Source organism: Pedococcus sp. P2_E4, from assembly GCF_056403935.1.
The window spans coordinates 1-24,401 of record NZ_JBFUEO010000024.1; the positions used below are offsets into that span (position 1 = coordinate 1).

Annotated in this window: 24 protein-coding genes; 12 read left to right on the forward strand and 12 right to left on the reverse strand. The window is 70.4% G+C overall.

Going from position 1 to position 24,401, the window contains the following annotated elements; all coding sequences use genetic code 11:
- On the reverse strand, nt 1-310 hold a 310-nt coding region (locus tag AC1DV7_RS12170; RefSeq protein WP_477597392.1), incomplete at its 3' end, for a LysM peptidoglycan-binding domain-containing protein.
- A gap of 173 nt (nt 311-483) precedes the next feature.
- On the opposite strand from AC1DV7_RS12170, the gene AC1DV7_RS12175 reads away from it, so the two are divergent.
- Nucleotides 484-870 carry an Rv2175c family DNA-binding protein gene (locus tag AC1DV7_RS12175; RefSeq protein ID WP_477597393.1) on the forward strand — a complete coding sequence of 129 codons (387 nt, stop codon included), beginning with the start codon at nt 484-486 and terminating at the stop codon, nt 868-870.
- Nucleotides 871-890: 20 nt separating this feature from the next.
- Here AC1DV7_RS12175 and AC1DV7_RS12180 read toward each other — a convergent pair whose 3' ends face one another.
- Entirely contained in the window at nt 891-1,991 is a 1,101-nt protein-coding gene (locus AC1DV7_RS12180; RefSeq protein WP_477597394.1) for a polyprenyl synthetase family protein, read from the reverse strand.
- Between the two features lie 85 nt (nt 1,992-2,076).
- On the opposite strand from AC1DV7_RS12180, the gene metF reads away from it, so the two are divergent.
- Entirely contained in the window at nt 2,077-2,988 is a 912-nt protein-coding gene (gene metF, locus AC1DV7_RS12185) for a methylenetetrahydrofolate reductase [NAD(P)H] (RefSeq protein WP_477597395.1), read from the forward strand.
- Nucleotides 2,989-3,016: 28 nt separating this feature from the next.
- Here metF and AC1DV7_RS12190 read toward each other — a convergent pair whose 3' ends face one another.
- On the reverse strand, nt 3,017-4,312 hold the full coding sequence (locus AC1DV7_RS12190) for an MFS transporter (protein WP_477597396.1): 1,296 nt from the start codon (nt 4,310-4,312) through the stop codon (nt 3,017-3,019).
- 100 nt (nt 4,313-4,412) lie between these two features.
- Here AC1DV7_RS12190 and AC1DV7_RS12195 point away from each other — a divergent pair, with 100 nt between their 5' ends.
- Nucleotides 4,413-4,733 (forward strand): ArsR/SmtB family transcription factor, encoded by a 321-nt coding sequence (locus AC1DV7_RS12195; RefSeq protein ID WP_477597397.1) that lies wholly within the window; start codon nt 4,413-4,415, stop codon nt 4,731-4,733.
- Nucleotides 4,734-4,805: 72 nt separating this feature from the next.
- Here the strand turns inward: AC1DV7_RS12195 and AC1DV7_RS12200 are convergent, their stop codons facing one another.
- Nucleotides 4,806-5,621 carry an HAD-IIA family hydrolase gene (locus AC1DV7_RS12200; protein ID WP_477597398.1) on the reverse strand — a complete coding sequence of 272 codons (816 nt, stop codon included), beginning with the start codon at nt 5,619-5,621 and terminating at the stop codon, nt 4,806-4,808.
- Nucleotides 5,622-5,714: 93 nt separating this feature from the next.
- On the opposite strand from AC1DV7_RS12200, the gene AC1DV7_RS12205 reads away from it, so the two are divergent.
- Complete coding sequence (locus tag AC1DV7_RS12205; RefSeq protein WP_477597399.1) at nt 5,715-6,101, forward strand: VOC family protein; 387 nt, start codon at nt 5,715-5,717, stop codon at nt 6,099-6,101.
- A gap of 60 nt (nt 6,102-6,161) precedes the next feature.
- Here the strand turns inward: AC1DV7_RS12205 and AC1DV7_RS12210 are convergent, their stop codons facing one another.
- Complete coding sequence (locus AC1DV7_RS12210) at nt 6,162-6,683, reverse strand: YbaK/EbsC family protein (protein WP_477597400.1); 522 nt, start codon at nt 6,681-6,683, stop codon at nt 6,162-6,164.
- A 279-nt stretch (nt 6,684-6,962) separates the two neighbouring features.
- On the opposite strand from AC1DV7_RS12210, the gene AC1DV7_RS12215 reads away from it, so the two are divergent.
- The 6 genes from AC1DV7_RS12215 (at nt 6,963) to AC1DV7_RS12240 (ending at nt 14,603) form a co-directional block, all read left to right on the forward strand.
- Nucleotides 6,963-7,436: a DUF6504 family protein gene (locus AC1DV7_RS12215; protein WP_477597401.1), complete on the forward strand. Its 474-nt coding sequence runs from the start codon at nt 6,963-6,965 to the stop codon at nt 7,434-7,436.
- 10 nt (nt 7,437-7,446) lie between these two features.
- Nucleotides 7,447-7,992 carry an SAV_6107 family HEPN domain-containing protein gene (locus tag AC1DV7_RS12220; protein WP_477597402.1) on the forward strand — a complete coding sequence of 182 codons (546 nt, stop codon included), beginning with the start codon at nt 7,447-7,449 and terminating at the stop codon, nt 7,990-7,992.
- 5 nt (nt 7,993-7,997) lie between these two features.
- Complete coding sequence (locus tag AC1DV7_RS12225; protein ID WP_477597403.1) at nt 7,998-11,891, forward strand: DNA polymerase III subunit alpha; 3,894 nt, start codon at nt 7,998-8,000, stop codon at nt 11,889-11,891.
- Nucleotides 11,892-11,970: 79 nt separating this feature from the next.
- Nucleotides 11,971-12,747 (forward strand): methyltransferase domain-containing protein, encoded by a 777-nt coding sequence (locus AC1DV7_RS12230; RefSeq protein ID WP_477597404.1) that lies wholly within the window; start codon nt 11,971-11,973, stop codon nt 12,745-12,747.
- Complete coding sequence (gene dinB / locus AC1DV7_RS12235; RefSeq protein ID WP_477597405.1) at nt 12,744-13,991, forward strand: DNA polymerase IV; 1,248 nt, start codon at nt 12,744-12,746, stop codon at nt 13,989-13,991. Before AC1DV7_RS12230 ends, dinB begins: the two co-directional genes overlap by 4 nt.
- Nucleotides 13,992-14,201: 210 nt before the next feature.
- The gene (locus tag AC1DV7_RS12240) at nt 14,202-14,603 is read left to right on the forward strand and encodes a DUF3040 domain-containing protein (RefSeq protein WP_477597406.1); all 402 of its coding nucleotides are present in this window, start codon (nt 14,202-14,204) and stop codon (nt 14,601-14,603) included.
- Nucleotides 14,604-14,690: 87 nt separating this feature from the next.
- Here AC1DV7_RS12240 and AC1DV7_RS12245 read toward each other — a convergent pair whose 3' ends face one another.
- Together AC1DV7_RS12245 and AC1DV7_RS12250 are read right to left on the reverse strand one after the other, a co-directional pair.
- Nucleotides 14,691-15,173 (reverse strand): DUF456 domain-containing protein, encoded by a 483-nt coding sequence (locus AC1DV7_RS12245; RefSeq protein WP_477597407.1) that lies wholly within the window; start codon nt 15,171-15,173, stop codon nt 14,691-14,693.
- A 24-nt stretch (nt 15,174-15,197) separates the two neighbouring features.
- Nucleotides 15,198-15,419, reverse strand: coding sequence for a DUF7455 domain-containing protein (locus tag AC1DV7_RS12250; protein WP_477597408.1), 222 nt, complete (start codon nt 15,417-15,419; stop codon nt 15,198-15,200).
- Between the two features lie 325 nt (nt 15,420-15,744).
- Between AC1DV7_RS12250 and AC1DV7_RS12255 the strand changes: the two genes are divergently transcribed.
- Nucleotides 15,745-17,901 (forward strand): DNA gyrase/topoisomerase IV subunit B, encoded by a 2,157-nt coding sequence (locus AC1DV7_RS12255; protein ID WP_477597409.1) that lies wholly within the window; start codon nt 15,745-15,747, stop codon nt 17,899-17,901.
- Nucleotides 17,902-17,996: 95 nt separating this feature from the next.
- Nucleotides 17,997-19,436, forward strand: coding sequence for an APC family permease (locus AC1DV7_RS12260; protein ID WP_477597410.1), 1,440 nt, complete (start codon nt 17,997-17,999; stop codon nt 19,434-19,436).
- 36 nt (nt 19,437-19,472) lie between these two features.
- Here the strand turns inward: AC1DV7_RS12260 and AC1DV7_RS12265 are convergent, their stop codons facing one another.
- The 5 genes from AC1DV7_RS12265 to AC1DV7_RS12285 all read right to left on the reverse strand — a co-directional run bounded on the left by AC1DV7_RS12265 (nt 19,473) and on the right by AC1DV7_RS12285 (nt 24,158).
- Nucleotides 19,473-20,534, reverse strand: coding sequence for a LacI family DNA-binding transcriptional regulator (locus AC1DV7_RS12265; protein WP_477597411.1), 1,062 nt, complete (start codon nt 20,532-20,534; stop codon nt 19,473-19,475).
- A gap of 24 nt (nt 20,535-20,558) precedes the next feature.
- Nucleotides 20,559-20,783, reverse strand: coding sequence for a hypothetical protein (locus tag AC1DV7_RS12270; protein ID WP_477597412.1), 225 nt, complete (start codon nt 20,781-20,783; stop codon nt 20,559-20,561).
- 24 nt (nt 20,784-20,807) lie between these two features.
- On the reverse strand, nt 20,808-21,710 hold the full coding sequence (locus AC1DV7_RS12275) for a carbohydrate ABC transporter permease (RefSeq protein WP_477597413.1): 903 nt from the start codon (nt 21,708-21,710) through the stop codon (nt 20,808-20,810).
- A 1-nt stretch (nt 21,711) separates the two neighbouring features.
- A complete protein-coding gene (locus tag AC1DV7_RS12280) occupies nt 21,712-22,764 on the reverse strand; it encodes a carbohydrate ABC transporter permease (RefSeq protein ID WP_477597414.1) in 1,053 nt (350 codons plus the stop codon).
- A gap of 110 nt (nt 22,765-22,874) precedes the next feature.
- Nucleotides 22,875-24,158, reverse strand: a complete 1,284-nt coding sequence (locus AC1DV7_RS12285) for an ABC transporter substrate-binding protein (protein WP_477597415.1) — start codon at nt 24,156-24,158, stop codon at nt 22,875-22,877.
- Nucleotides 24,159-24,401 lie beyond the last annotated feature (243 nt).

The following is a 24,401-nucleotide window of genomic DNA, read 5'->3' on the forward strand; positions in this document are numbered from 1 at the left end:
GCTTGATGGCGGCGGCGCGGGCAGCCGCGGCGGCGCGCGCCCGGGCGGCCTCGGCCCTGGCCTGGGCGGCCGTCTTCGGCACCCACAGCTGGTCACCGATCGAGAGGTGGTTGCCACCCCGGGACAGCCTGTTGCGGGCGACGAGCGCTCCGACGGTGGTGCTGGTCCGCGTCGCGATGGCCGCGAGCGTGTCGCCACTGCGCACCGTGTAGCGCAGCCAACCGTGCGGAGCAGGGCTGGCCTTCTGGACGACGGCAGTGGGGACGTGGACCGCCGCGTGCGGTGCGGCGGGGGCGATCACCGGAGACATCGGGCGTGGCCTTTCGGAAGGTCCTGAGGCGGACTGCGAGCAGGTGCGGAAGTTGCTCAAGTGAGTGGTGTGGCAAGTGGGACTCTCGTGCAAGGTACACCACCTGACCGCAGGCAAATCGACTTACATCGATGTAATTTGCTTTGTCACGGATGGCTGGCAGGCTGGGCTCCGTGACCGACAACCCCGCCGACCCCTCCGAGGGCCCCACCACCGAGGACCTCGTCGGTGACTGGCTGACCGTTCCCGACATCGCCGAGCGGCTCGGCATCCCCCTGTCGTCGGTGCGGCGGATGATCGAGGAGCGCGAGCTGCTCTCGGCCCGCATCGGCGAGCGCCGTGTCGTGGCCGTGCCTGCTGCCTTCCTCGAAGACACGGTGCTGCCGCACCTGCGGGGCACCTTCACCGTGCTCTCCGACGGCGGCCTGGACGACGACGAGATCCTGCGCTGGCTGTTCACCCCCGACGACACCCTGCGGGTGCCGGGGACGCCGGTCGACAACCTACGGGCCGGGTTCAAGACCGAGGTGCGACGGCGCGCGATGGAGCAGGCCTTCTAGTAGCCACCTGCCGGGTGCGCTCAGAACACCCGGGACGTGGCGCTGTCGATAAGGGCGTCGAGCACGTCCAGGGACTCGGCGCCCAGGCCGGTCGTGGACTTCAGGGCGTGCCGTGCCGTGCCCGCCAGCCGGGTGATCTCGGCCTCGACCGCGTCGACGGCACCGCTGTCGGTGATGGCTTCGCGCAGGGCCTGCACCGTCGCGGTGTCGAGGGTCGCGTCGCCGAGGTGCTGCTCGACCAGGGCACGGCCGGCGTCGTCGGCCCCTGCGAGGGCATGCGCGACGAGGACCGTCCGCTTGCCCTCGCGCAGGTCGTCTCCCGCGGGCTTGCCCGTGGCAGCCGGGTCGCCGAAGACCCCGAGCAGGTCGTCCCGCAGCTGGAAGGCCTGCCCCAGGTCGAGCCCGTAGCGCGACAGCGCGCTGAGGTCCTCGGCGCTGGCTCCGCCCGCCGTCGCACCGATGAGCAGCGGGTGCTCGACGGTGTACTTGGCGCTCTTGAACCGGATGACGCGCTCGGCGCGTTCGACACGCTCGCGGGCCGGGACGCCCTCCCAGGAGCGGGCCGACTCGACGACGTCGAGGAACTGGCCGCCCATGAGCTGGGTGCGCATCCGGTCGAAGACCGGTCGCCCGCGGGAGAGGTGGCCGGCGTCGAGCCCCGAGGTCGCGTAGAGGTCCTCGGTCCAGCCCAGGCACAGGTTGCCGGCGAGGATCGCGCCGGCGACTCCGAACCGGCCGGCATCGCCGGCCCAGTCCTCGCGCTGGTGGCGCGCGGCCAGCGAGCGGTGCGCGGCCGGCATACCCCTGCGGGTGTCGCTGTCGTCCATGACGTCGTCGTGGATCAGGGCCGCCGCCTGGAAGAACTCCATGGCCGTGGCGACGCGCACGATGGCTTCGCTGTCGGGCTGGCCGGTCGCGCGGTAGCCCCAGTAGAGGAAGGCTGCCCGCAGCCGCTTGCCGCCCGTGAGGAGGCTGGCGACCACCGCCAGCAGGTCCTGCGCGTCGGGCCCGACCTCGGCGAGCACGGTCGACTGGTGGGCCAGCAGGTCGTCGACGACCCCCTGCACGCGGGCCCGCAGGTCGGCGGCGTCCAGCGGGTTGTCGTACTGGTGGCGGACCACGGCACCTCCTGCGCAGCTCGTCGAACGGTCTCAATCCGTGCTGTCCCTGAGCCTACGGCGTGCCTGCTCGACTAGTCTCACCGCCATGGCTTTGGGTCAACCCTCGAGATTGGCGCGGCCCGAACGGCTCACGAGGTCGATCCCGGGACGGCTGTCCTCGGCGAGCCCGTCGATCAGCTTCGAGTTCTTCCCGCCCAAGGACGACGCCAGCGAGGGTGCGCTCTGGGATGCGATCCGGCGGCTGGAGTCGGTGCGACCCGACTTCGTCTCGGTCACCTACGGTGCCGGCGGCTCCAGCCAAGACCGCACGGTGCGCGTCACCGAGCGGATCGCGCGGGAGACGACGCTGACGCCGTTGGCCCACCTCACCTGTGTCGGTGCGTCCGTCGCCGCGCTGCGCGGCGTCGTGGGCCTGTATGCCGCGAGTGGGGTCCGCAACATCCTCGCCCTGCGTGGTGACCCACCCGGCAACGTGGGCGGTCCGTGGGTGGCCCACCCCGAGGGGCTCGACCACGCCGAGGACCTGGTCAGGCTGATCCGTGGGCTGGGGGAGTTCACCGTGGGCGTGGCCGCCTTCCCCGACGTGCACCCCGAGTCCGAGGGCTTCGAGCACGACGTCGAGGTGCTGGTCCGCAAGGCCGACGCCGGGGCGACGTTCGCGATCACCCAGATGGTGTTCGACGCCGACACCTACCTGCGGCTGCGCGACGCCGTGGCGGCGCGTCGTGACCTGCCGATCACGCCCGGACTCATGCCGGTGACCAACTTCAAGCAGGTCGCGCGGATGAGCGAGCTGATGGGCACGCCGCTGCCCCCACCCGTGCTCGCGCGGCTCGAGGCCGTGGCCGACGACGTCGCGGCCACCCGTGAGGTCGGGGTGCAGATCGCGACCGAGCTCGCCGAGCGGATGCTCTCGGAGGGCGCTCCGGGCCTGCACTTCATCACGATGAACCGCTCGACGGCGACCCTCGAGGTCCACCGCAACCTGAGTCTCTAGCCTTCGTCAGCCTTCGTCGCTCACGCGCTCAGTCGGTCGTCGTGAACCGGCGCAGCAGGGCGGCGGCCCCGGAGAGCACGACGACGACCGTCCCGTAGACCGTCGCGGTGGTCTGGAGCCCGAGGTGCGGCGCCGCGAACCCGGCCGCCACGGCCGGCAGGCCGAACGCCAGGTAGCTCACCACGAAGACCGACGAGAAGAGCTCGCCGCGCTGGTGTGGGGCGACCGTCGGCGTGATGGAGCGCATGATCCCGAGGAAGGACGTCCCGAACCCCGAGCCGGCGACGACGGTCGCGAGCAGGAACCCCGGCAGCGACTCCGCGTGCAGGGCGATCAGCGTCAGGGCGGTGCCGAGCGCGAGCATGGTGGTGCCGTAGAGCGTGATCTGTCGGGGGGTGCGGTGGCGCCCCAGGTAGGAGCTGAGTGCCCCGGTGCCGGTCAGCAGCGCGACGACGGACCCCTGGGCCAGGTGGGTGCGCCCGTCCAGCAGCTGCCCGACGATGGGAGCACCGAGGGAGAGGTACAGGCCGCCCGTGGCCCACCCGGCGAACAGCGCGGGAGCGCTGCGGCGGAAGGCGGTGCGAGCCGGAGCCGGGATGCCGACCTGGGGCCGCAGCGAGCGCCTCCAGCCGTCGTGCCTCGGCGAGGTCTCCGGCAGGGCGAGGACGGTGGCGGCCAACGCGACGTAGGCACCCGTGAGCGTCGCGAAGACGACCCCGAGGGCTCGTGGCGTCGCGTCCAGGACCGCACCGGCGACCAGGGCGCCGGCCGCCAGGCCGGCCAGCGGCGTCGCGCTGTTGAGGGTGGCGGCGAGGCCGGGACGGGTGCGGGGTTCGAGGTCCACCACCGCGGCCGACATGGTCGACATCAGCAGGCCGGCCGCGACGCCCTGCACCGCGCGGGAGGTCAGCAGCATGGCGACGCTGTCGGCGTGCCAGAAGCCGAGCATGCTGACGGCCAGGATGACGAAGCCGGCGCCCAGGACCGGTCGGCGACCGATGTGGTCCGACAGCGACCCGGTCACCAGCAGCGTGGCCAGGAGGGTGAGCGCGTAGACCCCGAAGATCGTGGTCATGGTCCCGGCGGAGAAGCCGATCTCGGCCTGGAGGACCGGGTAGAACGGTGAGGGCGCGCTGGCGCCGACCATCATCGCGACGACGAAGGCGAGGGCGAGCCCGAAGGCCAGGCGTGACCGGGCCGGTCCGACGCTGCTCGCGGCGGCCGAGGCGGCGCTCGTGGCCGTCGTGGCGGCGTTGGTGGCCGCTGTGGGGGCGCTCGCTGCGTCGACGGGTTCGGCGGTGGTGGGGGAGCTGGGCGCGGTCATGGCGGGCCTCTCGGGAAAAGGACTGTTCGAAACTTGTCGAACTCCGAACCGACCCGGGGCATTCCCGATCGCGCCAAACTGGTTCGAGTATTATCGAACCATGCCTCGAGGACAGGACCTGCCCCACCCCGACGTCGCGGACGTCGCGCTCACCGACGTGCTGTTCGCGCTGAGCGATCCCGCGCGGCTGCAGATCGTGCGCGACCTGGCCGAGGGACCGCTCGAGATGGCCCAGTGCGGTGCGACCAACCCGGCCCTGCCCAAGTCGACCAAGTCCCACCTGATGAAGGTGCTGCGTGAGGCCGGCATCATCCGCAACCAGCCGCAGGGTCGCCAGCGCCTGGTGTCGCTGCGGCGCGAGGAGCTCGACGCCTCGTTCCCCGGCCTGCTCGACAGCGTGCTCGGCGTCCGAAGCACCTGAGCCTTCCGCACGCGCGCACCCGGCCCCCGCGGCATACTGCGCCGTGGCGGGCACGGGCGAGGCGGGTGACCTTCAGTCGGCGGGTGGGCCCTGCAGGGGCCGGAGCTCACCCACGAGGGGGACGACGTCGGCGATGGAGTCCACGATGCGGGTGGGCTGCCAGGGGAACCGGCCCACCTGCTCGGGGCGGGTGGACCCGGTCAGCACGAGGATCGTGCGCAGACCCGCCTCGAGCCCGCTGATGACGTCGGTGTCCATCCGGTCGCCGATCATCACCGTCGACTCGGAGTGGGCGTCGATCCGGTTGAGCGCGCTGCGCATCATCAGCGGGTTCGGCTTGCCGACGAAGTAGGGCTGGTGGCCGGTGGCCGCGCTGATCAGGGCGGCGACGGAGCCGGTGGCGGGCAGCATGCCGTGCGGGCTGGGTCCGCTGACGTCCGGGTTGGTCGCGATGAAGCGGGCCCCGGCCTCGATGAGGCGGATCGCCTTGGTGATCGCCTCGAACGAGTAGGTGCGGGTCTCGCCGAGCACCACGTAGTCGGGGTCGCGTTCGGTCATGGTGTAGCCCACCTCGTGCAGTGCCGTCGTCAGTCCGGCCTCCCCGACGACGAAGGCGGTGCCCCCGGGCCGCTGGTCGGCGAGGAACTGCGCGGTCGCGAGGGCGGAGGTCCAGATCGACTCCTCGGGCACGTCGATGCCGCTGGACAGCAGCCTGGCCCGCAGGTCACGGGGGGTGAAGATCGAGTTGTTCGTGAGGACGAGGAAGCGCCGGCCCGACTCCTGCAGCGCCGCGATGAAGTCGGCGGCTCCGGGGATGGCGCTCTCCTCGTGGACGAGGACGCCGTCCATGTCGGTGAGCCAGCACTCGACGGGCTTCGGTGTGGTCATGGGCCCATTGTGTCCGAGATGCGTGCGCGGATTGGGGGAGTGCCGGTCCCCGGACGGCGGGCACGATGGGAGGGCCTGAAGGAGGTGCTCGTCATGTCGTTGGCCACGAGCGCAGTAGCGGCGCTGCTTCCTGTCGCGGACATCGAGCGCGCCAAGGGTTTCTACGACCGGCTGGACCTGCCGTTCCTGGGGACGAACGACGAGGGCAGCCTGGTGTACCAGCTCAGCGGTGGGGCGACGCTGATCCTGCTCCCGCGCGAGGCAGGGACCCAGAACCCGAGCACGGCGCTGACCTGGGAGGTCGACGACGTGGCGGCGGAGCTTGCCGACCTCGAGGGGCGTGGGGTCGTCTTCCAGGACTACGACCTGCCGGAGCTCAAGACCGTCGACCACATCGCCGAGCTCGGCGGTGAGAAGGCGGCCTGGTTCCTCGACCCCGACGGGAACGTGCTGTGCATCCACCAGGCTGCGGCTGGGTGAGGTCGACGGATGAGGTCGACGGGTGAGGTCAATCGGGTGAGGTCGACCTGGTGAGGTCGCTCAGGCGACCTCGATGGCATGGCCTCCCGTGACCCGGAGCAGCTCCTCGTAGGTCGTCCTGAAGACCGTGTGGCTGTGGCCGGCGGCGGCCCAGACGTAGGGGTGGCGGGACAGCGAGACGTCGACGACGGCCGGGACCGGTGAGGTGTGCCCGACCGGCGCGACGCCGCCGATGGCGAACCCGGTGTGGTCGCGGACGAAATCGGCGTCGGCGCGGTCGAGGTGGTCGACGTCGTCGAGCAGGTCGGCCACCTTGACCAGGTCGACTCGGTGGGCGCCCGAGGTCAGCACGAGCAGCGGGGTGATCCGGCCCTGTGCGTCGTGGGCGCGGAACACGAGGGAGTTGGCGATCTCGGCGGGGGTGATGCCGAGGGCGTCCGCGGCCGCCACGGCCGTGCGGGCCGCGTCGGGCAGGGTGACGACCTGGGGGGCGACGTGGTGCAGGGCCAGGGCGGCGAGGACGCGCTGGACTGCGGGGTGCGTGCTGCGGTCCGGCGCGGGCGAGGCGTCGGCGGTCGACATGCAGGAATGCTAGGGCTGCTCGCAGGGTGTCGACCAGAGGATTCTGCGGTTGCCCCTTGACGGCCTGTCGGGGCAGGGGTGTACCTTCGAATCATCGAACACACGTTCGAACAGATGGTCTCCACCATCGCGGGATCGACGGCTCCACGGCCCCACACCGTGCGCCGGTCCCGCGGACCGTGGGGGAGCCGTCCGTGCTGCCCCGACCCGGTGGCCAGGCGCCTCGACCCCGCCTGCCCACCGGGCGGGGCGCACACCACCCCCTGTCATCGCACTGCCGTGCGGCGATCCGACCTGCCCGCGTACACCAGCCCGCACCACCTGCCCGCGTACACCAGCCCGCACCACCAGCCCGCACCACCAGCCCCGCTGGAGAAGGAGTCATTCGTGGTCCGCCGCTACGACGAGCCCATCGAGGTCCGCGAGACCCGCGACGACGTCACCCCTGCGCCCGATGCCTTCGTGTGGCGCGGCAGGCTCTACGTCGTACGGGCCGTCCTCGACCGGTGGAAGGAGCGGCGCCCTTGGTGGCGCGACGTCCACGACCAGTACGACCAGCGCGACCAGCAGGGCCGGCACCAGTCCAGCCGTGGCGCCCAGCCCGGTCCGGCCGGCACCGATGTGCTCACCGACGCGCGCGAGCAGCTGGTATGGCGGGTGGAGGCCAGCGCCGGCCGGCTCGCCGCGGTGGGGGTGTTCGACCTCGGGCTGACGCCCGAGCGCCAGTGGACCCTGCTGCGGGTCGCGGACTGAGGAGCGCGCCATGACCACCGCCATCGCTTCCACCGCCATCCCTTCTACCGCAGTCGCCCCCACGCCCCTGCGCGATGCCTCGTCGGCGCTCGACCTGCTCGACCGCTCCCGCCAGTCCCTGCTGGCCGCCTGTCAGAGCGCCGTGGTCGTCGAGCGGTTCACCCAGGCCCAGCTCGGGGCGTTGCGGGCGGCGGCGGCGCTGGTCGCAGCCCGTCCCACGACCTGGCGACCGCAGGGGCCGCACAGCCTGTGGGAGCTGCTGCCGACGGTGGCTCCCGAGCTGTCCGAGTGGGCCGACTTCTTCGAGCTCACCACGCCTCGTCCGCGCAGGTCACCGGCCATCTCCTCCCGCGAGGCAGACGACCTGCTGCGCCAGGCCGAGACCTTCCTCGACCTGGTCTGCCGCAGCCTCGGGCTGCCGGTCCCGCAGCACCACGGTGACGTCCTCGTGCCCACGAGCACACCCGCCGTACCCGCCGCGGCACCCAGCGCCATACCCACTGCGGCACCCACTGCGGCACCCACTGCGGCACCCACCGCCAGACCCACGGGCTGAGCCCTGTGGGCACCGACGACTTCGCCCATCTCCACGTCGCCTCGGGATTCTCGATGCGCTACGGCACCGCGACCCCCGAGGCCCTCGTCGAACGAGCCGCCCAGCACCGCCAGAGCATCGTGGCGCTCACCGACCGCGATGGCCTCTACGGCGCGGTGCGGTTCGTGACCGCCGCGACCGCCGCAGGACTGGCCCCGGTGCTCGGGGTCGACCTCGCGGTCGGCCCTGAGCACGCGGCACCACCAGGTCCCGGTGCCCGCGACGCCCCCGGAGCCCGCACCCCGGTGCGCGGCGGGGCGGAACGCGACCCGCGTCACCCACGGGTGACCGTGCTCGCTCGGGGTCGCGCTGCCGGGCTGCCCGCCGGGGTGGGCTGGGCGGCGTTGTGCCGGCTGGTCACCGACACCCACCTGCGGGGCGAGCGAGGGGTGCCGGTGAGCTCGGTCAGCGTGCTCGCCGACCGCTGTGCGGCGCCGCCGGGGGAGCCCAGCCCGTTGGTCGTGCTCCTCGGTCCCGACTCCGACGTGGGGCGTGCGGTGCTGGCGGGGCGCCCCGACCAGGCGCGCGCGCTGCTCACGGCATGGCGCCGGCGGCTGCCACCCGACGCGCTGGTCGTCGAGGTGGTGTGCCACGGCGGACCACAGGGCACCCCCGCGTCCCGGTGGCACGCCACCCGTCTGCTGGGGCTGGCCGACGAGCAGGGGCTGCCCGCGGTGCTCACCGCGGCGGTGCGACACGTCGACCCGGGCGAGTCTGCCGTGGTCGACGTCCTCGACGCCGCGAGGCGGCTGGTCGCCCTCGACACCCGCCACCTCGACCGGGTCACCGACGCCGCGCACCTGGCGACGACCCCGGTGATGCACGACATCGCCCGCGAGGTCACCGGGGGCGACCTCGCCCGTGCCGACGCCCTGGTCGAACGCACCATCGCGGTGGGGCTGGCCTGTGCCCAGAGTGCCCGCCACGACCTGGGCATCGGCTCGGTCCACCTGCCCGAGCCCGACCGGGTGGGCGTCGAGCCAGGCATGAGCGCCCAGGTGGTCCTCGAGCAGCGCTGCCGCGGGGCGGTGGCATGGCGCTACCCCGGGGCGAGCGAGCGCGACCTCGCGGCCATCGAGAGCCGGCTCACCGACGAGCTCAAGGTGATCGCCGAGCTGGGCTACCCCACCTACTTCCTCACCGTTGCCCAGGTCGTCGACCTGATCCGTGAGCTGGGGGTGCGCGTGGCGGCGCGCGGGTCGGGTGCGGGGTCGCTGGTCAACTACCTGCTCGGCATCAGCGGCGTCGACCCGATCCGCTACCGGTTGCTCATGGAGCGCTTCTGCTCACCGTTGCGGGCCGAGCTGCCCGACATCGACATCGACGTCGAGTCGGCCCGGCGCACCGAGGTCTACCAACGCATCCTCGACCGGTTCGGCGGCGAGCGGGTCACCTGCGTCTCGATGATGGACACCTACAAGGTGCGCCACGCGATCCGTGACGTGGGTGCGGCGCTCGGGCTGCCGCCGGTGGAGGTCGACGAGATCGCCAAGGCCTTCCCGCACATCCGCGCCCGCGACGCGCGCAGTGCCATCGCCGAGCTCCCCGAGCTGCGCTCGCGAGGGCTCGACAGCCCGCGGTTGCGAGCGTTGTTCGACCTCGTCGAGCGACTCGACGGGCTGCCGCGACACATCGCGCTGCACCCGTGCGGGGTGATCCTCTCCGACGGCGGGCTGCTCGACCGCACCCCCGTCGAGGCGAGCTGGCTGGGCTTCCCGATGAGCCAGTTCGACAAGGACGACGTCGAGACCCTGGGGCTGATCAAGCTCGATGTGCTCGGCATCCGCATGCAGTCGGCGATGGCCCACGCCGTCCAGGAGGTCGCGCGGGTCGACGGGATCGAGGTCGACCTCGACGACCAGACCCAGGTCCCGCTCGACGACGAGGCGACGTTCCGGCTCATCCGCACCAGCCACACGCTCGGCTGCTTCCAGATCGAGAGCCCCGGGCAGCGCGAGCTCATCGGCAAGTTCGGGCCCCAGCGGTTCGAGGACCTCGTCATCGACATCTCCCTGTTCCGGCCGGGCCCGGTGAAGTCCGACATGATCACGCCGTTCCTCGAGGCCAGGCACGGCTGGAAGGACGTCTCCTACCTGCACCCCACCCTGGTCGAGGCGTTGCAGGAGACCGAGGGCGTCGTCGTCTTCCACGAGCAGGTGCTGATGATCGTCGCCGAGACGACGGGGGTCTCGCTGGCCCAGGCCGACGAGGTACGACGTGCGCTCGGCACCCCCAGGGGACAGCTCGAGATCGAGGCGTGGTGGCGCCCCGCGGCACTCGCTCGCGGCTATGCACCGGCGGACGTCGACCGCATCTGGGAGGTGCTCAAGGCCTTCGCGTCGTTCGGGTTCTGCAAGGCGCACGCTGCTGCGTTCGCACTGCCGACCTACCACTCGGCATGGCTCAAGACCCACCACGCTGCGGCGTTCCTGGCAGGCGTGCTCACCCACGACCCCGGCATGTACCCCAAGCGGCTCATCCTCGACGACGCCCGGTCGCTCGGCATCGCGGTGCTCGGGCTCGACGTCAACGCCTCGACGGGCAGCTACCGCATCGAGCGGCTCGACGACACCACCGACGACCCAACCGGCGACACGACCGACGACCCAACCGACGACACGCGCGAGGCTGGCGGACCCTCGTTCGCCCCGCCGCACCCCGACCTGCCCGACGCCAGTGCCTACGGCATCCGCCTGTCGCTCGCGGACGTGCGGGGCATCAACGACGGCGAGGTCGCGCGGATCGTCGCCGGGCAGCCGTATGCCGGGCTGTCCGACTTCTGGCACCGCGCCCACGTGTCACGCCCGGTCGCCGAACGCCTCGTCCTCGCCGGTGGCTTCGACGCCCTCTACGGCATCGGCGAGGCTGCCCTGGGGCGGCGAGGCCGCACCACCCGGCGCGACCTGCTGCTCCACGTCGCCGAGCTCGACCGCTACGGCCGGGCCCTCGACCGGTCGGCGCGACGGGCGGCACCACGCCGTGGGGGAGCACGCAGCACACCGGCGGAGGGGGCGCTGCGGGGGGACGAGGTGCGCGACCGGGCCGCCGCGCAGTCGCAGGCGGCACTGCCGGTCCGCTCCGCCGAGCAGCAACCCACCCAGCTGACCCTCGATCTCGGCGACCGGCCCGAGCTCACCAGCGGCACCGGGCTGCCCGAGCTCACCGGTCCCGAACGCGTCCGCGCCGAGCTCGACATCCTGGGCCTCGATGCCAGCGCCCACGTCGTCGAGTTCTACGCACCGATGCTCGACGCCCTCGGGGTGACCCGCAGCCGTGACCTGCTGAGGGCCCGCAGCAGGTCCACGGTGTGGGCGTGCGGGGTCAAGGTCGCGACCCAGACCCCCCCGATCCGGTCTGGGCGCCGGGTCGTGTTCCTCACCCTCGACGACTCCACGGGGCCGGTCGACGCGACCTTCTTCGAGGACGTCCAGGGGCCCTACGCCGCCACGGTCTTCCACTCCTGGATGCTGCTCGTGCGCGGCGTGGTCCGGCGCACCGGACCGCGCGGCATCTCGTTGCGAGCCACCGGGGCGTGGGAGCTCACCCCGTTGTGGGAGGCGTGGCGGACCGGTGGCCTCGAGGCGGTGTATGCCGCGATGGAGGCTTCCGAGCGGGCCGCCACCGAGCAGGCGCAGGCCTTGGAGGCAGCACACGCGGAGTCGGTGCGGGGAGGGCGACGGGTGCTGGTGCACGCCTCGGGGTTCCGGCAGTCGCCCTACGCCGACACCAAGCCCCCCGGCGAGGACGTGCGCGGCTCGCACCGGCTGGGTCAGGGCAGCGGGCCGGGGGCCGTGGTGCCTGATCAGTTCCCGCCGACGCGCAAGCTCTGGCACTCCAGTCCCGGCAGCTCGGGTCACTAGGGAGGGCAGGGCATGCTGGCGGCTAGGGTTGGACCCACGAGGACAACCTCCTCGGGAGCATCGAGACGAAGGTGGCGTGGTGACCGAAGCGCAGTGGCGGACCCGCCGTGGCGGCGTCGAGACGGCCCTGCGCACCTCGGCGGTGTGGTCCGCGGTCCATGACCTCCTCGCCACCCAGCAGGCCACCCTCGGTCGACCGCTGCGGGTGCTCGACCTGGGTGGAGGCACGGGCGGCCTGGCCGTCCCCATCGCCGAGCTGGGCCACGACGTGACGGTGGTCGACCCCAGCCCTGACGCCCTCGCCTCCCTGTCGCGGCGCAGCGCCGAACGCGACGTCGCGCAGCGGGTCACCGCCCTGCAGGGTGACGCCGAGTCACTCGCCGACCTGCTCGGCGACCAGCCTGTCGACCTCGTCTGCTGCCACGGCACCCTCGAGGTCGTCGACGACCCCCAGGGCACCCTCGCAGCCCTGGCCGGCGTCCTCGCCCCGGGTGGTCACCTCAGCCTCGTGGCCGCCCAGCGACTGGCCGTCGTGCTGGCCCGGGCCCTGGCCGGCCAGTTCAGCCAGGCCCACGAGGCGCTCACCAGCGACGACGGGCGGTGGGGTGGTGCCGACCCGCTGCCACGCCGTTTCGATGCCGCCGGCCTGTCGGCGATGGTCCAGACGGCTGGTCTCGAGGTCGTCGACGTCCACGGGGTGCGGCTCTTCAGCGACCTCGTCCCCTCCGCGCTGGTCGACTCCGAGGCCGACCGCGCCGCCCTGCTCCAGCTCGAGGAGGCGGCCAGCCGCCACCCCGAGTTCGGCTTCCTCGGCCAGCTCGGTGCAGCGGTGCACGTCCTCGCCACGCATCCGTGAGCCGGCGCCAGTTCGCCCTCCCGGCGCGCAGCGAGGAGCAGCCTCCCGACGACACCGGCTGCACCGTCCTGCACGTCGACATGGACGCCTTCTACGCCTCGGCCTCACTGCTCAGCCGCCCCGAGCTGGTCGGCACCCCGGTGATCATCGGCGGCGGCAACCGCGGCGTCGTCCTGTCCGCCACCTACGAGGCACGCCGGTTCGGCGTCGCCTCCGCCATGCCGATGTCGCGCGCTCGCCGGCTCTGCCCGCAGGCCACCGTGATCAGCCCCGACCACGGGCTCTACTCACAGATCTCCGCCGCCGTGATGGCGACCTTCGAGACGATCACCCCCGTGGTCGAGCCGCTGTCGCTCGACGAGGCCTTCCTCGACGTGTCCGGGTCGGTGCGCCGGCTCGGCAACCCGGCCCGGATCGGCCAGCTCATCCGCGACACGATCCACGACGAGCAGGGCATCACCTGCTCCGTGGGGGTGGCGCCCACCAAGTTCGTCGCCAAGCTCGCCTCGGGGCTGGCCAAGCCCGACGGCATGGTCGTGGTGCCGCGCGACGAGGTGGTCGCGTTCGTGCAGCAGCTGCCCGTCGGTGCCCTGTGGGGTGTCGGTGACAAGACCGAAGAGGCCCTGGTCCGGCTGGGGCTGCACACCGTGGCCGACATCGCCCACACCCCCCTCGAGACGCTCACCCGGGCGCTGGGGGAGACCTACGGCCCGCACCTGCACGACCTCGCGTGGGGCCGTGACCCCCGCCGCGTCGAACCTGTGCGTCGTGAACGCAGCATCGGCTCCGACGAGACGTTCGAGTTCGACGTCGATGACCCGGCCTACATCCACCGCCAGCTGCTCAAGCTCAGCGACCGCACCGCAGCACGGGTCCGCTCCGCGGGCCTGATGGGACGCACCGTCTCGATCAAGGTGCGGTTCTCCGACTTCACGACCATCACCCGCAGCAAGACCCTGCGCGACCCCACGGACATCAGCCGCGACATCTACGACACGGCCAAGGCCCTGTTCGACGCGCTGGGGCTGCAGCGGGCACGGATCCGGCTGGTCGGGGTGCGGATGGAGGGCCTGGTCGAGGCCGAGGGGGCTCCGATCCAAGGGCTGCTCGACGAGCCGGACCACGGATGGCGTGACGCGGACCGGGCTGTCGACCGGGCGAGCGCGCGGTTCGGGGCCGGCAGCGTGCGCCCCGCGAGCCTCATCAGCGACGGCGACCGCCGGCCGCGGCCCTCCCAGGGGTAGCCGCCGGGGTCAGATGGCCCCATCCGGTCAACGTGCTGCGGCGAACGGCTAGTGCACGAGGCCCCGGCGACATATCCTGAAAACAAGTCAGCGGACGGCCACTGACCGGCAACGATGCCCCTTTCGGCACCGCAACGAAACAGCGGCCTGATGCGTTGGACTACATGCACGTCGCACGCCGTCAGAGGGCCACACAGCCAGGAGGTCATCGTGCCGCTCTCAGAGCACGAACAGCAGCTGCTCGAGCAGATGGAGCAGGCGCTGTACGCCGAAGACCCCAAGTTCGCCTCGCAGATGCAGGGAGCCGGGGCCAAGGCGGCAGCCCGGCGCCGGATCGCGATCGGCGTCGTCGGCGCCATCGTCGGTCTCGTGCTGGTCCTCGTGGGTGTCCAGACAGCGTTGTGGTGGGTGGGCGGTGTCGGCTTCGCGATCATGGTCGCGGCCGTCGCCTTCGCAGTCACCCCACCGCGCCGCAAGGCCGCTCTCGGGACCGTGCAGCCCGACGGGTCCGTGCGGCGCACGACGTCGACGCGGCCCAAGCAGGGCAAGACGACCGGGTCGTTCATGAACCGTCTCGAGGAGCGCTGGGACCGCCGGCGGGACGACTACTGAGCCCAACACGACCAGCACTGGGCTGAGCACGACGAAGAGCGGGCTAAGCACGACCCCCAGTGGTGCCGAGCCGTGGGCGTCAGCCTCTCAGCGGCTGAGCAGCACTCCGACGACCCACGTCGTCGTGATCGCCACCGCGGCGAGCAGCTCGATCCCGATCGACGTGAAGACGGCGCGCAGGGCCGCCTTGGTGGCTGTCCAGGCAGAGGCCCGGTCCCGGGAGTGCCCCAGCTCGACGAGGTAGATCCCGAGCACGAACCCCACGGGTCCACCCACGACGGGGATCACGAAGAACCCGACGATGCCCACCAGCACCGCCAGGAGCAGCGTGGAACGCCGTACGCCGGCCTCCCGCAGCCGGCGCCCCGGCACGGCATACTGCAGCGCGATCCCGGCCACCCACAGGACGGCACTGATCCCGAAGATCGTCCAGGCCAGGGTCGTCCCCGTGTCGAACGCCCACACGAACACCGCGGCCAGCACGATGAGCAGGCCGGGGATGACGGGGACGACGATCCCCACCATCCCGATCAGGATCAGGACGATGGGGACCCAGATGGTGGTGTCCACGGGCGGGTTGCCGGCGGCCGCGTCCTATCGCTCGTCGTCGCCGGCGGCGGCGGGCGTCTCGTGGAGGCGCTCGCTCTCGTCAGTGATGTCGGCGTGCTCGCGAAGCTTCGGCAGGTGCTCACGTCCGTGGTGGGCGCAGAACAGCAGTTCTCCCCCCACGTGCAGGCGGGCGCGCACGTAAGCCTGGGCGCCGCAGCGGTCGCAGCGGTCCGCCGCGGTCAAAGTGGGTGCCAGTGCAGTAGTCACGTCAGCCTTCCTTCTCATCGTGTCTCTCATGAGACGTCCTACTCCGGTCCGGGGTTGCTCGTCGCTGGGGAGAACTTCCCCGACTACCCGGTCCGGCGCCGGTAGCAACAGTCAAGCACGCGTCGTTCTTCCCACCGTGCATTGGGCCATGATGTGGGTCATGTCATGTCGCATCGGGTGATTCGTGGCTCGGGTGTCCGGTGGATGTGTCGAGCCGCGCGATGAGTCTGCGTCCGCGTGCCTGCGCGGGGGCGTGAGTGCCCCGGGATACCGTGGGAGGCCCCCGGTGAGCGTCCCGGGGGACGACCCGAGGAGACACCCAGCGTTGGCCACCGCCGCGACCGCCACCACCGCCAAGAAGGCTGCGACCACCAAGTCCAGCTCGGACTACAGCGCGCACCACCTGCAGGTCCTCGAGGGCCTCGAGGCCGTGCGCAAGCGGCCGGGCATGTACATCGGCTCCACCGACGGTCGCGGCCTCATGCACTGCCTCTGGGAGATCATCGACAACGCGGTCGACGAGGCGCTCGCCGGCCACGGCGACACGATCGACGTCGTGCTCCACCAGGACGGCTCGGTCGAGGTGCGTGACAACGCCCGCGGCATTCCCGTCGACATCGAGCCCCGTACCGGTCTGACCGGCGTCGAGGTGGTCTTCACCAAGCTGCACGCGGGCGGCAAGTTCGGCGGCGGGTCCTACACGGCGTCCGGTGGCCTGCACGGCGTCGGCGCGTCGGTGGTCAACGCCCTGTCCTCGCGCCTGGACGTCGAGGTCGACCGGGGTGGCAAGACGTACGCGATGAGCTTCCGCCGTGGCGAGCCTGGCTACTTCCCGGACGTCGCCAGCGCCGACAAGAGCCCCGACCACGAGTTCCGGCCCTACGAGCGCAGCAGCGAGCTGGCCGTGATCGGCAAGACCAAGCGAGGTGTCACCGGCACCCGCGTGCGCTACTGGGCCGACCGCCAGATCTTCATCAAGGAGGCGGCGTTCGACTACGACCAGCTCGTGGCGCGGGCCCGCCAGACCTCGTTCCTCGTGCCGGGTCTGCGGCTCGTCGTCCGTGACGAGCGCCGGCTCCCGGGGACCCCGGGGGAGTCCGGCCCCCACGAGGAGACCTTCGTCCACGACGGGGGCATCTCGGAGTTCGCCGAGTTCCTGGCCCCGGACGCCCCGGTGACCGACGTCTGGCGGCTTCAGGGCACCGGCACCTTCACCGAGACCGTCCCGGTGCTCGACGCCAAGGGACACATGAGCCCGACCGAGGTCGAGCGCGAGTGTGGCGTCGACATCGCGGTGCGATGGGGCACCGGCTACGACGCCAAGGTCAGCTCGTTCGTCAACATCATCGCGACGCCCAAGGGCGGCACCCACATCGCGGGGTTCGAGCAGTCCCTGCTCAAGGTCTTCCGCAAGCAGCTCGAGGTCAACAGCCGGCGCCTGAAGGTGGGCAGCGACAAGCCCGAGAAGGACGACGTCCTCGCAGGCCTGACCGCCGTGGTGACGGTGCGGCTGGCGGAGCCGCAGTTCGAGGGACAGACCAAGGAGGTCCTCGGGACCAACGCGGTCCGCGCCATCGTCTCCAAGGTCGTCGAGCAGGAGCTCACGGCGCTCCTGACGTCGACCAAGCGCGGCGAGAAGGCCCAGGCAGCCCTGCTGCTCGAGAAGGTCGTCTCCGAGATGAAGTCGCGCATCAGTGCGCGGATGCACAAGGAGACCCAGCGTCGCAAGAACGCGCTGGAGTCGTCCTCGCTGCCGGCCAAGCTGGCCGACTGCCGCAGCACCGACGTCGAGAAGTCCGAGCTGTTCATCGTCGAGGGCGACAGCGCCCTGGGCACCGCCAAGCTCGCCCGCTCGAGCGACCACCAGGCGCTGCTGCCCATCCGCGGCAAGATCCTCAACGTCCAGAAGGCCTCGGTCTCGGACATGCTCAAGAACGCCGAGTGCGCCGCCATCATCCAGGTGATCGGGGCCGGCTCCGGCCGCTCGTTCGACCTCGACGCAGCCCGCTACGGCAAGGTCGTCATCATGACCGACGCCGACGTCGACGGCGCCCACATCAGGACGCTCCTGCTCACCTTGTTCTTCCGCTACATGCGGCCTCTGGTCGAGGCCGGTCGGGTGTATGCCGCCGTGCCCCCCTTGCACCGCATCGAGGTCGTCAACCCCGGCGGCAAGAAGAACGACCTCCTCTACACCTACTCCGAGAAGGAGATGCGCACGACGGTCGCCTCGCTCGGCAAGCGCGGCAAGACCATCAAGCAGCCGCTGCAGCGCTACAAGGGCCTCGGTGAGATGGATGCCGACCAGCTGGCCGAGACGACCATGGACCCACGGCACCGGACGCTGCGCCGGGTGACCCTGCGCGATGCCGAGGTGGCCGAGCGGGTGTTCGAGCTGCTCATGGGCAACGACGTCGCGCCGCGCAAGGACTTCATCGTCGAGTCGGCCGCCGAGCTCGATCGCGAGCGCATCGACGCCTGACCGGTTCGCGGCGTTTGTCGTTGCCTCGAGGTGTCAACTGCGCCAGTGTTGGGGGCCACAGGCACCGCACGGCCTTTGAGCAGGAGGACATCGTCATGAGCACGACCATGCACGAGGAGCTGGGTGAGGAGCAGACCGAGCTGAAGAGGGTCATGGGACCCAAGCTCCTGCTGCTGTTCATCGTCGGGGACATCCTGGGCACCGGGGTCTATGCCCTCACCGGGGACGTCGCGGCCGAGGTCGGTGGCGCCGCCTGGGTGCCGTTCCTGGTCGCCTTCGTCATCGCGATGATCACCGCCTTCTCCTACCTCGAGCTCGTCACCAAGTACCCGCAGGCAGCTGGCGCCGCGCTCTACACGCACAAGGCGTTCGGTGTGCACTTCCTGACCTTCATCGTGTGCTTCACGGTGATGTGCTCCGGCATCACGTCCGCGTCGACGGCCTCGCGGGCGTTCGCCTCCAACCTCGCCAAGGGCTTCGGGTTGGACGACGAGAACTCCAGCCTCATCCTGCTCATCGCCCTGGGCTTCATGGCCCTCGTGGCGGCGGTCAACTTCCGCGGTGTGGGCGAGAGCGTCAAGGCGAACATCGTGCTCACCGCTGTCGAGCTCTCCGGGTTGTTGCTCGTGATCATGGTGGGCTTCTATGCGCTCTTCGCCGGCAAGACCAACTTTGCCGACACCATGGTGTTCGACAGCCCGAGCGACAAGAGCGCCTTCCTCGCAGTGACGGCCGCGACGTCGCTGGCCTTCTTCGCGATGGTCGGCTTCGAGGACTCGGTCAACATGGCCGAGGAGACCCACGACCCGGTGCGCAACTTCCCCAGGACGATGATCACCGGCATCGGCATCACCGGCCTGATCTACATCCTCGTCGCCCTGTTCGCCGTGGCGATCGTCCCCGTGGGCGAGCTCGGCAACAGCGACACGCCCTTGGTCAAGGTGGTCGAGACCGCGGCACCCGGCATCCCGATCGAGAAGCTGCTGCCGTTCATCTCCATGTTCGCGGTCGCCAACTCGGCGCTGATCAACATGCTCATGGCCAGCCGCCTCCTGTACGGCATGTCCCGCCAGGAGGTCCTGCCCTCCTTCCTGGGCAAGGTGCACTCCCGACGCCAGACCCCCTGGGCCGCCATCCTCTTCACCACGGCGATCGCCTTCGGCCTCATCTACACGGTCACCAAGCACGCCGAGGGTGAGGTCATCTCCGCGCTGGGTGGCACCACCGCGCTGCTGCTCCTCGGCGTGTTCACCATCGTCAACATCTGCGTGCTGGTGCTGCGCAAGGACGTCATCCAGCGACGGCACTTCGTGGCACCCACCGTGATGCCCGTCATCGGGGCCCTGGCCTGTGCGTTCTTCGTCGGGCCCTGGACAGGCCGCGACGGCATCCAGTACACGATCGCCGGCTGGCTCCTGGGGATCGGTGTGGTGCTGTGGGCGCTCACGTGGTTCGCCAACCGTGCCCTGCGGTCCAAGAAGACCTACCTGCGCGACCCCGAGGAGCTCACCGAGCGTGAGGGCGGTCGCAACTAGCTGTCCGGGGCGGCCTGGTCATCCTCGGCCGGTCGGTCACACCATGGCGACGGCGGTGCGGCGCGCGCTGCGCCGCTTGTGCCCGGCTCCGGGGCGCGGGGGAGCCGTCGACTCGCGCACGACCAGCTCGACGTCGAGGACGTCGTCGACGACGGTGTCCGGGGCGCGCCCGTGCAGGGCGTCGATCATGAGGGCGCCGGCCCGCCGGCCCTGTGCCTCGACGTCCTGCCGCACCGTGGTGAGCCCGAAGATCTCGGAGTGGACGTGGTCGTCGATGCCGATCACGGACACGTCACCCGGCACGGCGAGCCCGCGGCGTCGCGCTGCGCTCATCACGCCGAAGCCCATCTCGTCCGAGGCGGCCATGACGCAGGTGGGGTAGTGGTCGCGGTCGAACAGCTCCAGGGCGTGCACGGCCGCGCCCGCTGCCGTCCAGTCACACTCGAGCGTCCACTCCGGTGGGCACTCGAGGCCGTTCGCGGACATCAGCGTGGTGAACGCGGCCCGTCGGTCGAAGGGCGTCTGCAGGTGGGTGATCGAGGCTGGAACCGTTCCGGCGTAACCGATCTCGCGATGGCCCAGGTCGAGTGCGTACTGGGTGGCCAGGGTCATGGCGGCCCCGTCGTCGATCCGGACCGAGGGCCAACCGGGCTGGCGGTTCCCGACGGTCACGACCGGCAGACCGAGGCGGTCGAGGAGGGCACGCTCGGAGGCTTCCGGGGGCACGTTGAGGATGATCGCGCCGTCGGCGCGCTTCCACAGCATGCTCTGGGAGATCGGGAGGCGGGTGTCGAAGGTGTGGCCCTCGAGGTCGCAGAGCAGCACGTGGTAGCCGTCGTCGCGCAGGACCTTCTCGATGCCGCTCACGACGGTCGCGAAGAACCACCGGTTGAAGTACGGCGTGATGACGCCGATGCCCCTGGTGCGACCCGAGACCAGGCTGGTGGCGGCGGGAGAGGCGACGTAGTGCAGCTCGGAGGCGGCGGCAAGGACCCGGTCACGGGTGCGGGGGCTGACCCGGTCGACGCCGCGCAGGGCGCGGGAGACGGTCGCGACCGACACTCCCGCAGCCTTGGCGACGTCGCCGATGGTGGTCATCTCGCATCCCTTTGGTCCGTGTGCCTAGGCGCCCGTGTTGCGCCGTGCCCGCCAGGCCAGCCAGCAGAGGACCAGCAGCACCGCGAGCAGTGCGGCCGCCCCTCCTGCTGGCTTGCCCTGGACCTCGAGCACGACGGTCTGGACGGTTGCCATCAAGGTGAAGAAGCCCAGGATGCCGAGCAGCATGTCCAGTCGCTGGGCCCTCGCCCGTTGACCGCCGGTGCCGCTCCCCGGGTTGAACAGTCCCATGGGAGTCAGGGTGAGGCCGGGGGCCTAGCCCTTCACACCCCCTGCCGTGAGCCCGGACACGATGGCCCGCTGGAAGACGAGCACCATGATGATGAGCGGCACGGTGACGATGGTGCCGGCGGCCATGACCGCCGTGTAGGGCTCCTGGTGGGGTTGGGCGCCGGTGAACTGAGCGATCGCGACCGTGACCGTCTGGGTCTGCTTGGTGGAGAACTGGGCGGCCAGGAGGAACTCGTTCCAGCTCGCGATGAAGGCGAGGATCGCCGTCGTGAACAGCCCCGGGGTGGCCAGGGGCAGCATGATCTTGCGGAACGCCTGACCCGGGGTGCAGCCGTCGATGCGCGCTGACTCCTCGAGCTCCCATGGCATCTCGGACAGGAATGCCGTCAACGTGTAGATCGTCAAGGGCAGGGCGAACGAGATGTTGGGGATGATCAGCGCCTGGTAGTTGGCACCGGTGAGCCAGTTCCAGCTCGAGAACAGCTGGAACAGGGGCGAGACGAGGGCGACACCCGGGAACATCGACGAGCCCAGGATGATGCCGAGGACGACGTACTTGCCCGGGAAGTTGAGCCGGGCGAGGGCGTAGGACGCGAAGACCCCGACCGTCATGGCGACCGCAGTCGTGATGACGCCGATGATGATCGAGTGCACGAGGGCGGCGCCGAAGTGGTTGCCGCGGTCCGTGCTGAAGGCCGTCCTGAAGTTGTCGAGCGTGACGTGGGTCGGCCACGGGCTGCTGTCGAACGTGTAGCCCACGTCGCGGAACGCGGTGACGATCATCCAGTAGAACGGGGCGAGTCCCCAGAGGACGAGCACTGCCAGACCGATGTACATCCTGATCTTGGCGTTGCGGTCGCTCTTGAAGTGGATCTCCTGGGCCTCGGTGCGCCCCGACTTCGGGGGCGCGGTCGTGGTGGTGGTCATCTCAGGCTCCCGTCGAGGTGGCGTTGGCGGCGACCGGGTTGCCCACCTGGGCCTCCGGCTTCTTGGGTTTCTTGGCCGACGGTGGTCTCTGGACCACGTCCGCGCCGCCGAACTTGATGAACAGGAAGGCCGTCAGGGCCACGAGCAGGAAGACGATCGTGGACAGGGCGGATGCGCTGTGGAAGCCGTTTCTGATCTGCCTGATCACCAGCATGGACAGCGACGTGGTGCCTCCCGCGCCCTGGGTGAGGATGGCAGGAAGGTCGTAGATGCGCAGCACGTCCAGCGTGCGGAACAGCACGGCGACCATGAGCGGCGTCTTGACCAGCGGCAGGGTGATCTTGGTGAACGTCTGCCACTTGGTCGCGCCGTCGATCTGGGCGGCCTCGTAGACGTCTCCGGGGATCAGCTGCAGTCCGGCCAGGATCAGCAGCGCCATGAACGGTGTCGTCTTCCAGACGTCGGCGATGACGATGGCGAACTTGGCGGCCCACGGGTCGCTGGTCCACAGCTTGGGGTCGATGCCGACGTATCCCATCAGCTTGTTGGCGATTCCGTCGAAGGCGAAGATGAAGTACCAGAGCTTGGCCGTCACGGCGGTGGGGATGGCCCACGGGACGAGGATTGCGGCGCGGACCAGGCCGCGACCCTTGAAGTCGCGGTTCATGATCATCGCGAACCAGATGCCGAGCAGGACCTCGATGACGACGCTGACGACGGTGAAGAACAACGTCACCCAGAGGGCGTCGTAGAACTGGGCGCCGAGGGTGCCCGGAGGGCAGTCGACCTCACCGCACTTCTGCAGCAGCCAGTGCGTGTAGTTGGATAGCCCAGCGCTGCCTCCCTCGACGAACAGGCCCGTCGCGGGGTCGAGGCCTGCGTCCTTCTGGAAGGAGAGCTGAACCGCCTTGATCAGCGGATAGATGATGATGAGGGTCAGGAACGCGATCGTGGGGGCGACGAGCAAGAGCCCTTGTCGTCCCTGGCCTGCGTTCAGTCCCTTGCTCTTGGGTGGCTTCGCCGACCCCTTCGTCGACTGCGCTACTGCGCTCATGCCTGCTCCTATGCCCCGGTGTGCGCCTGGTGGGAAGGGTGGTGAGTGCGGTGTGGGGGTGACCCCGTGGGGCCACCCCCACACCTAGGGAATGCTGCGGTTCGGTCGGCTCAGCCGCCGGCCGCCTGCATGGCTGCCTGCATGTCCTTGACCGCGGCCTCAGGCGTCTTCTGTCCCTGCATGGCAGCGAAGAAGTTCTCCTGGATGGCCTGTGTCACGGCCGGGTAGTACGGCGTGACCGGGCGGGACACTGCGTTGGCGATCGACTCCTTGAGGACCGGCAGGTAGGGGTACTTCGCGACCAGGGCCTGGTCGTCGTAGATCGACTCGATGACCGGAGCCAGCGAACCCTTCTCCATGTTGGTCTTCTGCTCCTCGGGGCTGGTGAGGAACTTCAGGAAGTCCAGCGCGGTCGCCTTGTACTTCGAGTAGGCGCTGATGGCGGCCATGTGACCACCCAGGGTGGACGTGCCCGGGCCACTCACGCCGGGAAGCGGCGCGACCTTGAACTTGCCCTTGACCTTGGACGACGCGTCGGTGCCGGCCAGGTTGTAGACGTACGGCCAGTTGCGCAGGAACAGCAGCTTGCCGTCCTGGAACGCCGCGCGGCTCTGCTCCTCCTGGTAGGTGATCGCCTGCTTCGGGATGTTGCCGTTCTTGTAGTTGTCGGCAAGAGCCTTCAGCCCGGCAGCTGCCTCGGGGGAGTCGACGGTCGGCTTGCCGGCCGCGTCGACGACCTTGGCGCCGTAGGCGTTCATCCACTCGGTGGCGTTACAGGTGCCACCCTCGTACTTGGCGAACTGGCCTGCGTAGCAGTCCATGCCCTTGCTCTTGGCGATGTCGCACATGCCCCACATCTCGTCGAAGGTCTTCGGCGGGGTCTTCACGAGGTCGCTGCGGTAGTAGAGCATCGAGCCGTCCGACGAGGTCGGGGCGGCATAGAGCGTGTTGTTGTAGGTCGCTGCCTTGATGGTCGGCTCGAGGAAGCCGGTGGTCGGCAGGGCGGTCTTGTCCTTGAGCGGCGTCAGCCAGCCCTTGGCGGCGAACTCAGCGGTCCAGACGACGTCCACGGACACCACGTCGTAGCTCGGGTCCTTGGCCTGGAAGTGCTGCACGAGGTCGTCGTGCTGCTGGTCGGCCTGGTCGGACTGCTCCTTGATCGTGACCTTCTCGTTGGGGTGCTTGGCGTTCCAACGCTCGGCCTGCGGCGCGAGGAGGTTGCTGTTGTCCTTGCCCTGGACGTAGGTGATCGGGCCGCGTGCGTCAGCACCGGCACCTGCGCCGCTGCTGCCGGAGCTTCCGCTGTCGCCGCCACAGGCAGCGGCGGCGAGCGCCACGGACACGACTCCTGCCATCACCGTGAGGGTGCGGCGCTTGTGCATTCGGAGGGCCATACGCCCGCCTCCATTTCTCGCGTAGTGCTGAGGCGGACGTGCCTCAGCGCTGAGGTGAACCGTCCTCATGTAAACGTTTACGCTCCGCCACCGCAATCCGAAGATGAGGTCGGTCCGGTAACGATTGGATAACTCGCCGGAAAACGCTGCGAAAACGGGCGTCCCGCCTCCTGGTTGTCCAAGGTTTGGTCGCGACGGGGCCTGGTTCTGGTCCCGGCAGGGTCGCTCCGTGGCCTCCCCAGG

Bases quoted from the DNA above. Each gene is read 5' to 3' on its own strand.
- metF (WP_477597395.1), top strand. From the start codon at position 2,077: ATGGCTTTGGGTCAACCCTCGAGATTGGCGCGGCCCGAACGGCTCACG.
- AC1DV7_RS12190 (WP_477597396.1), bottom strand. From the start codon at position 4,312: ATGACCGCGCCCAGCTCCCCCACCACCGCCGAACCCGTCGACGCAGCG.
- AC1DV7_RS12195 (WP_477597397.1), top strand. From the start codon at position 4,413: ATGCCTCGAGGACAGGACCTGCCCCACCCCGACGTCGCGGACGTCGCG.
- AC1DV7_RS12200 (WP_477597398.1), bottom strand. From the start codon at position 5,621: ATGACCACACCGAAGCCCGTCGAGTGCTGGCTCACCGACATGGACGGC.
- AC1DV7_RS12205 (WP_477597399.1), top strand. From the start codon at position 5,715: ATGTCGTTGGCCACGAGCGCAGTAGCGGCGCTGCTTCCTGTCGCGGAC.
- AC1DV7_RS12210 (WP_477597400.1), bottom strand. From the start codon at position 6,683: ATGTCGACCGCCGACGCCTCGCCCGCGCCGGACCGCAGCACGCACCCC.
- AC1DV7_RS12220 (WP_477597402.1), top strand. From the start codon at position 7,447: ATGACCACCGCCATCGCTTCCACCGCCATCCCTTCTACCGCAGTCGCC.
- AC1DV7_RS12260 (WP_477597410.1), top strand. From the start codon at position 17,997: ATGAGCACGACCATGCACGAGGAGCTGGGTGAGGAGCAGACCGAGCTG.
- AC1DV7_RS12265 (WP_477597411.1), bottom strand. From the start codon at position 20,534: ATGACCACCATCGGCGACGTCGCCAAGGCTGCGGGAGTGTCGGTCGCG.
- AC1DV7_RS12270 (WP_477597412.1), bottom strand. From the start codon at position 20,783: ATGGGACTGTTCAACCCGGGGAGCGGCACCGGCGGTCAACGGGCGAGG.
- AC1DV7_RS12275 (WP_477597413.1), bottom strand. From the start codon at position 21,710: ATGACCACCACCACGACCGCGCCCCCGAAGTCGGGGCGCACCGAGGCC.
- AC1DV7_RS12280 (WP_477597414.1), bottom strand. From the start codon at position 22,764: ATGAGCGCAGTAGCGCAGTCGACGAAGGGGTCGGCGAAGCCACCCAAG.
- AC1DV7_RS12285 (WP_477597415.1), bottom strand. From the start codon at position 24,158: ATGGCCCTCCGAATGCACAAGCGCCGCACCCTCACGGTGATGGCAGGA.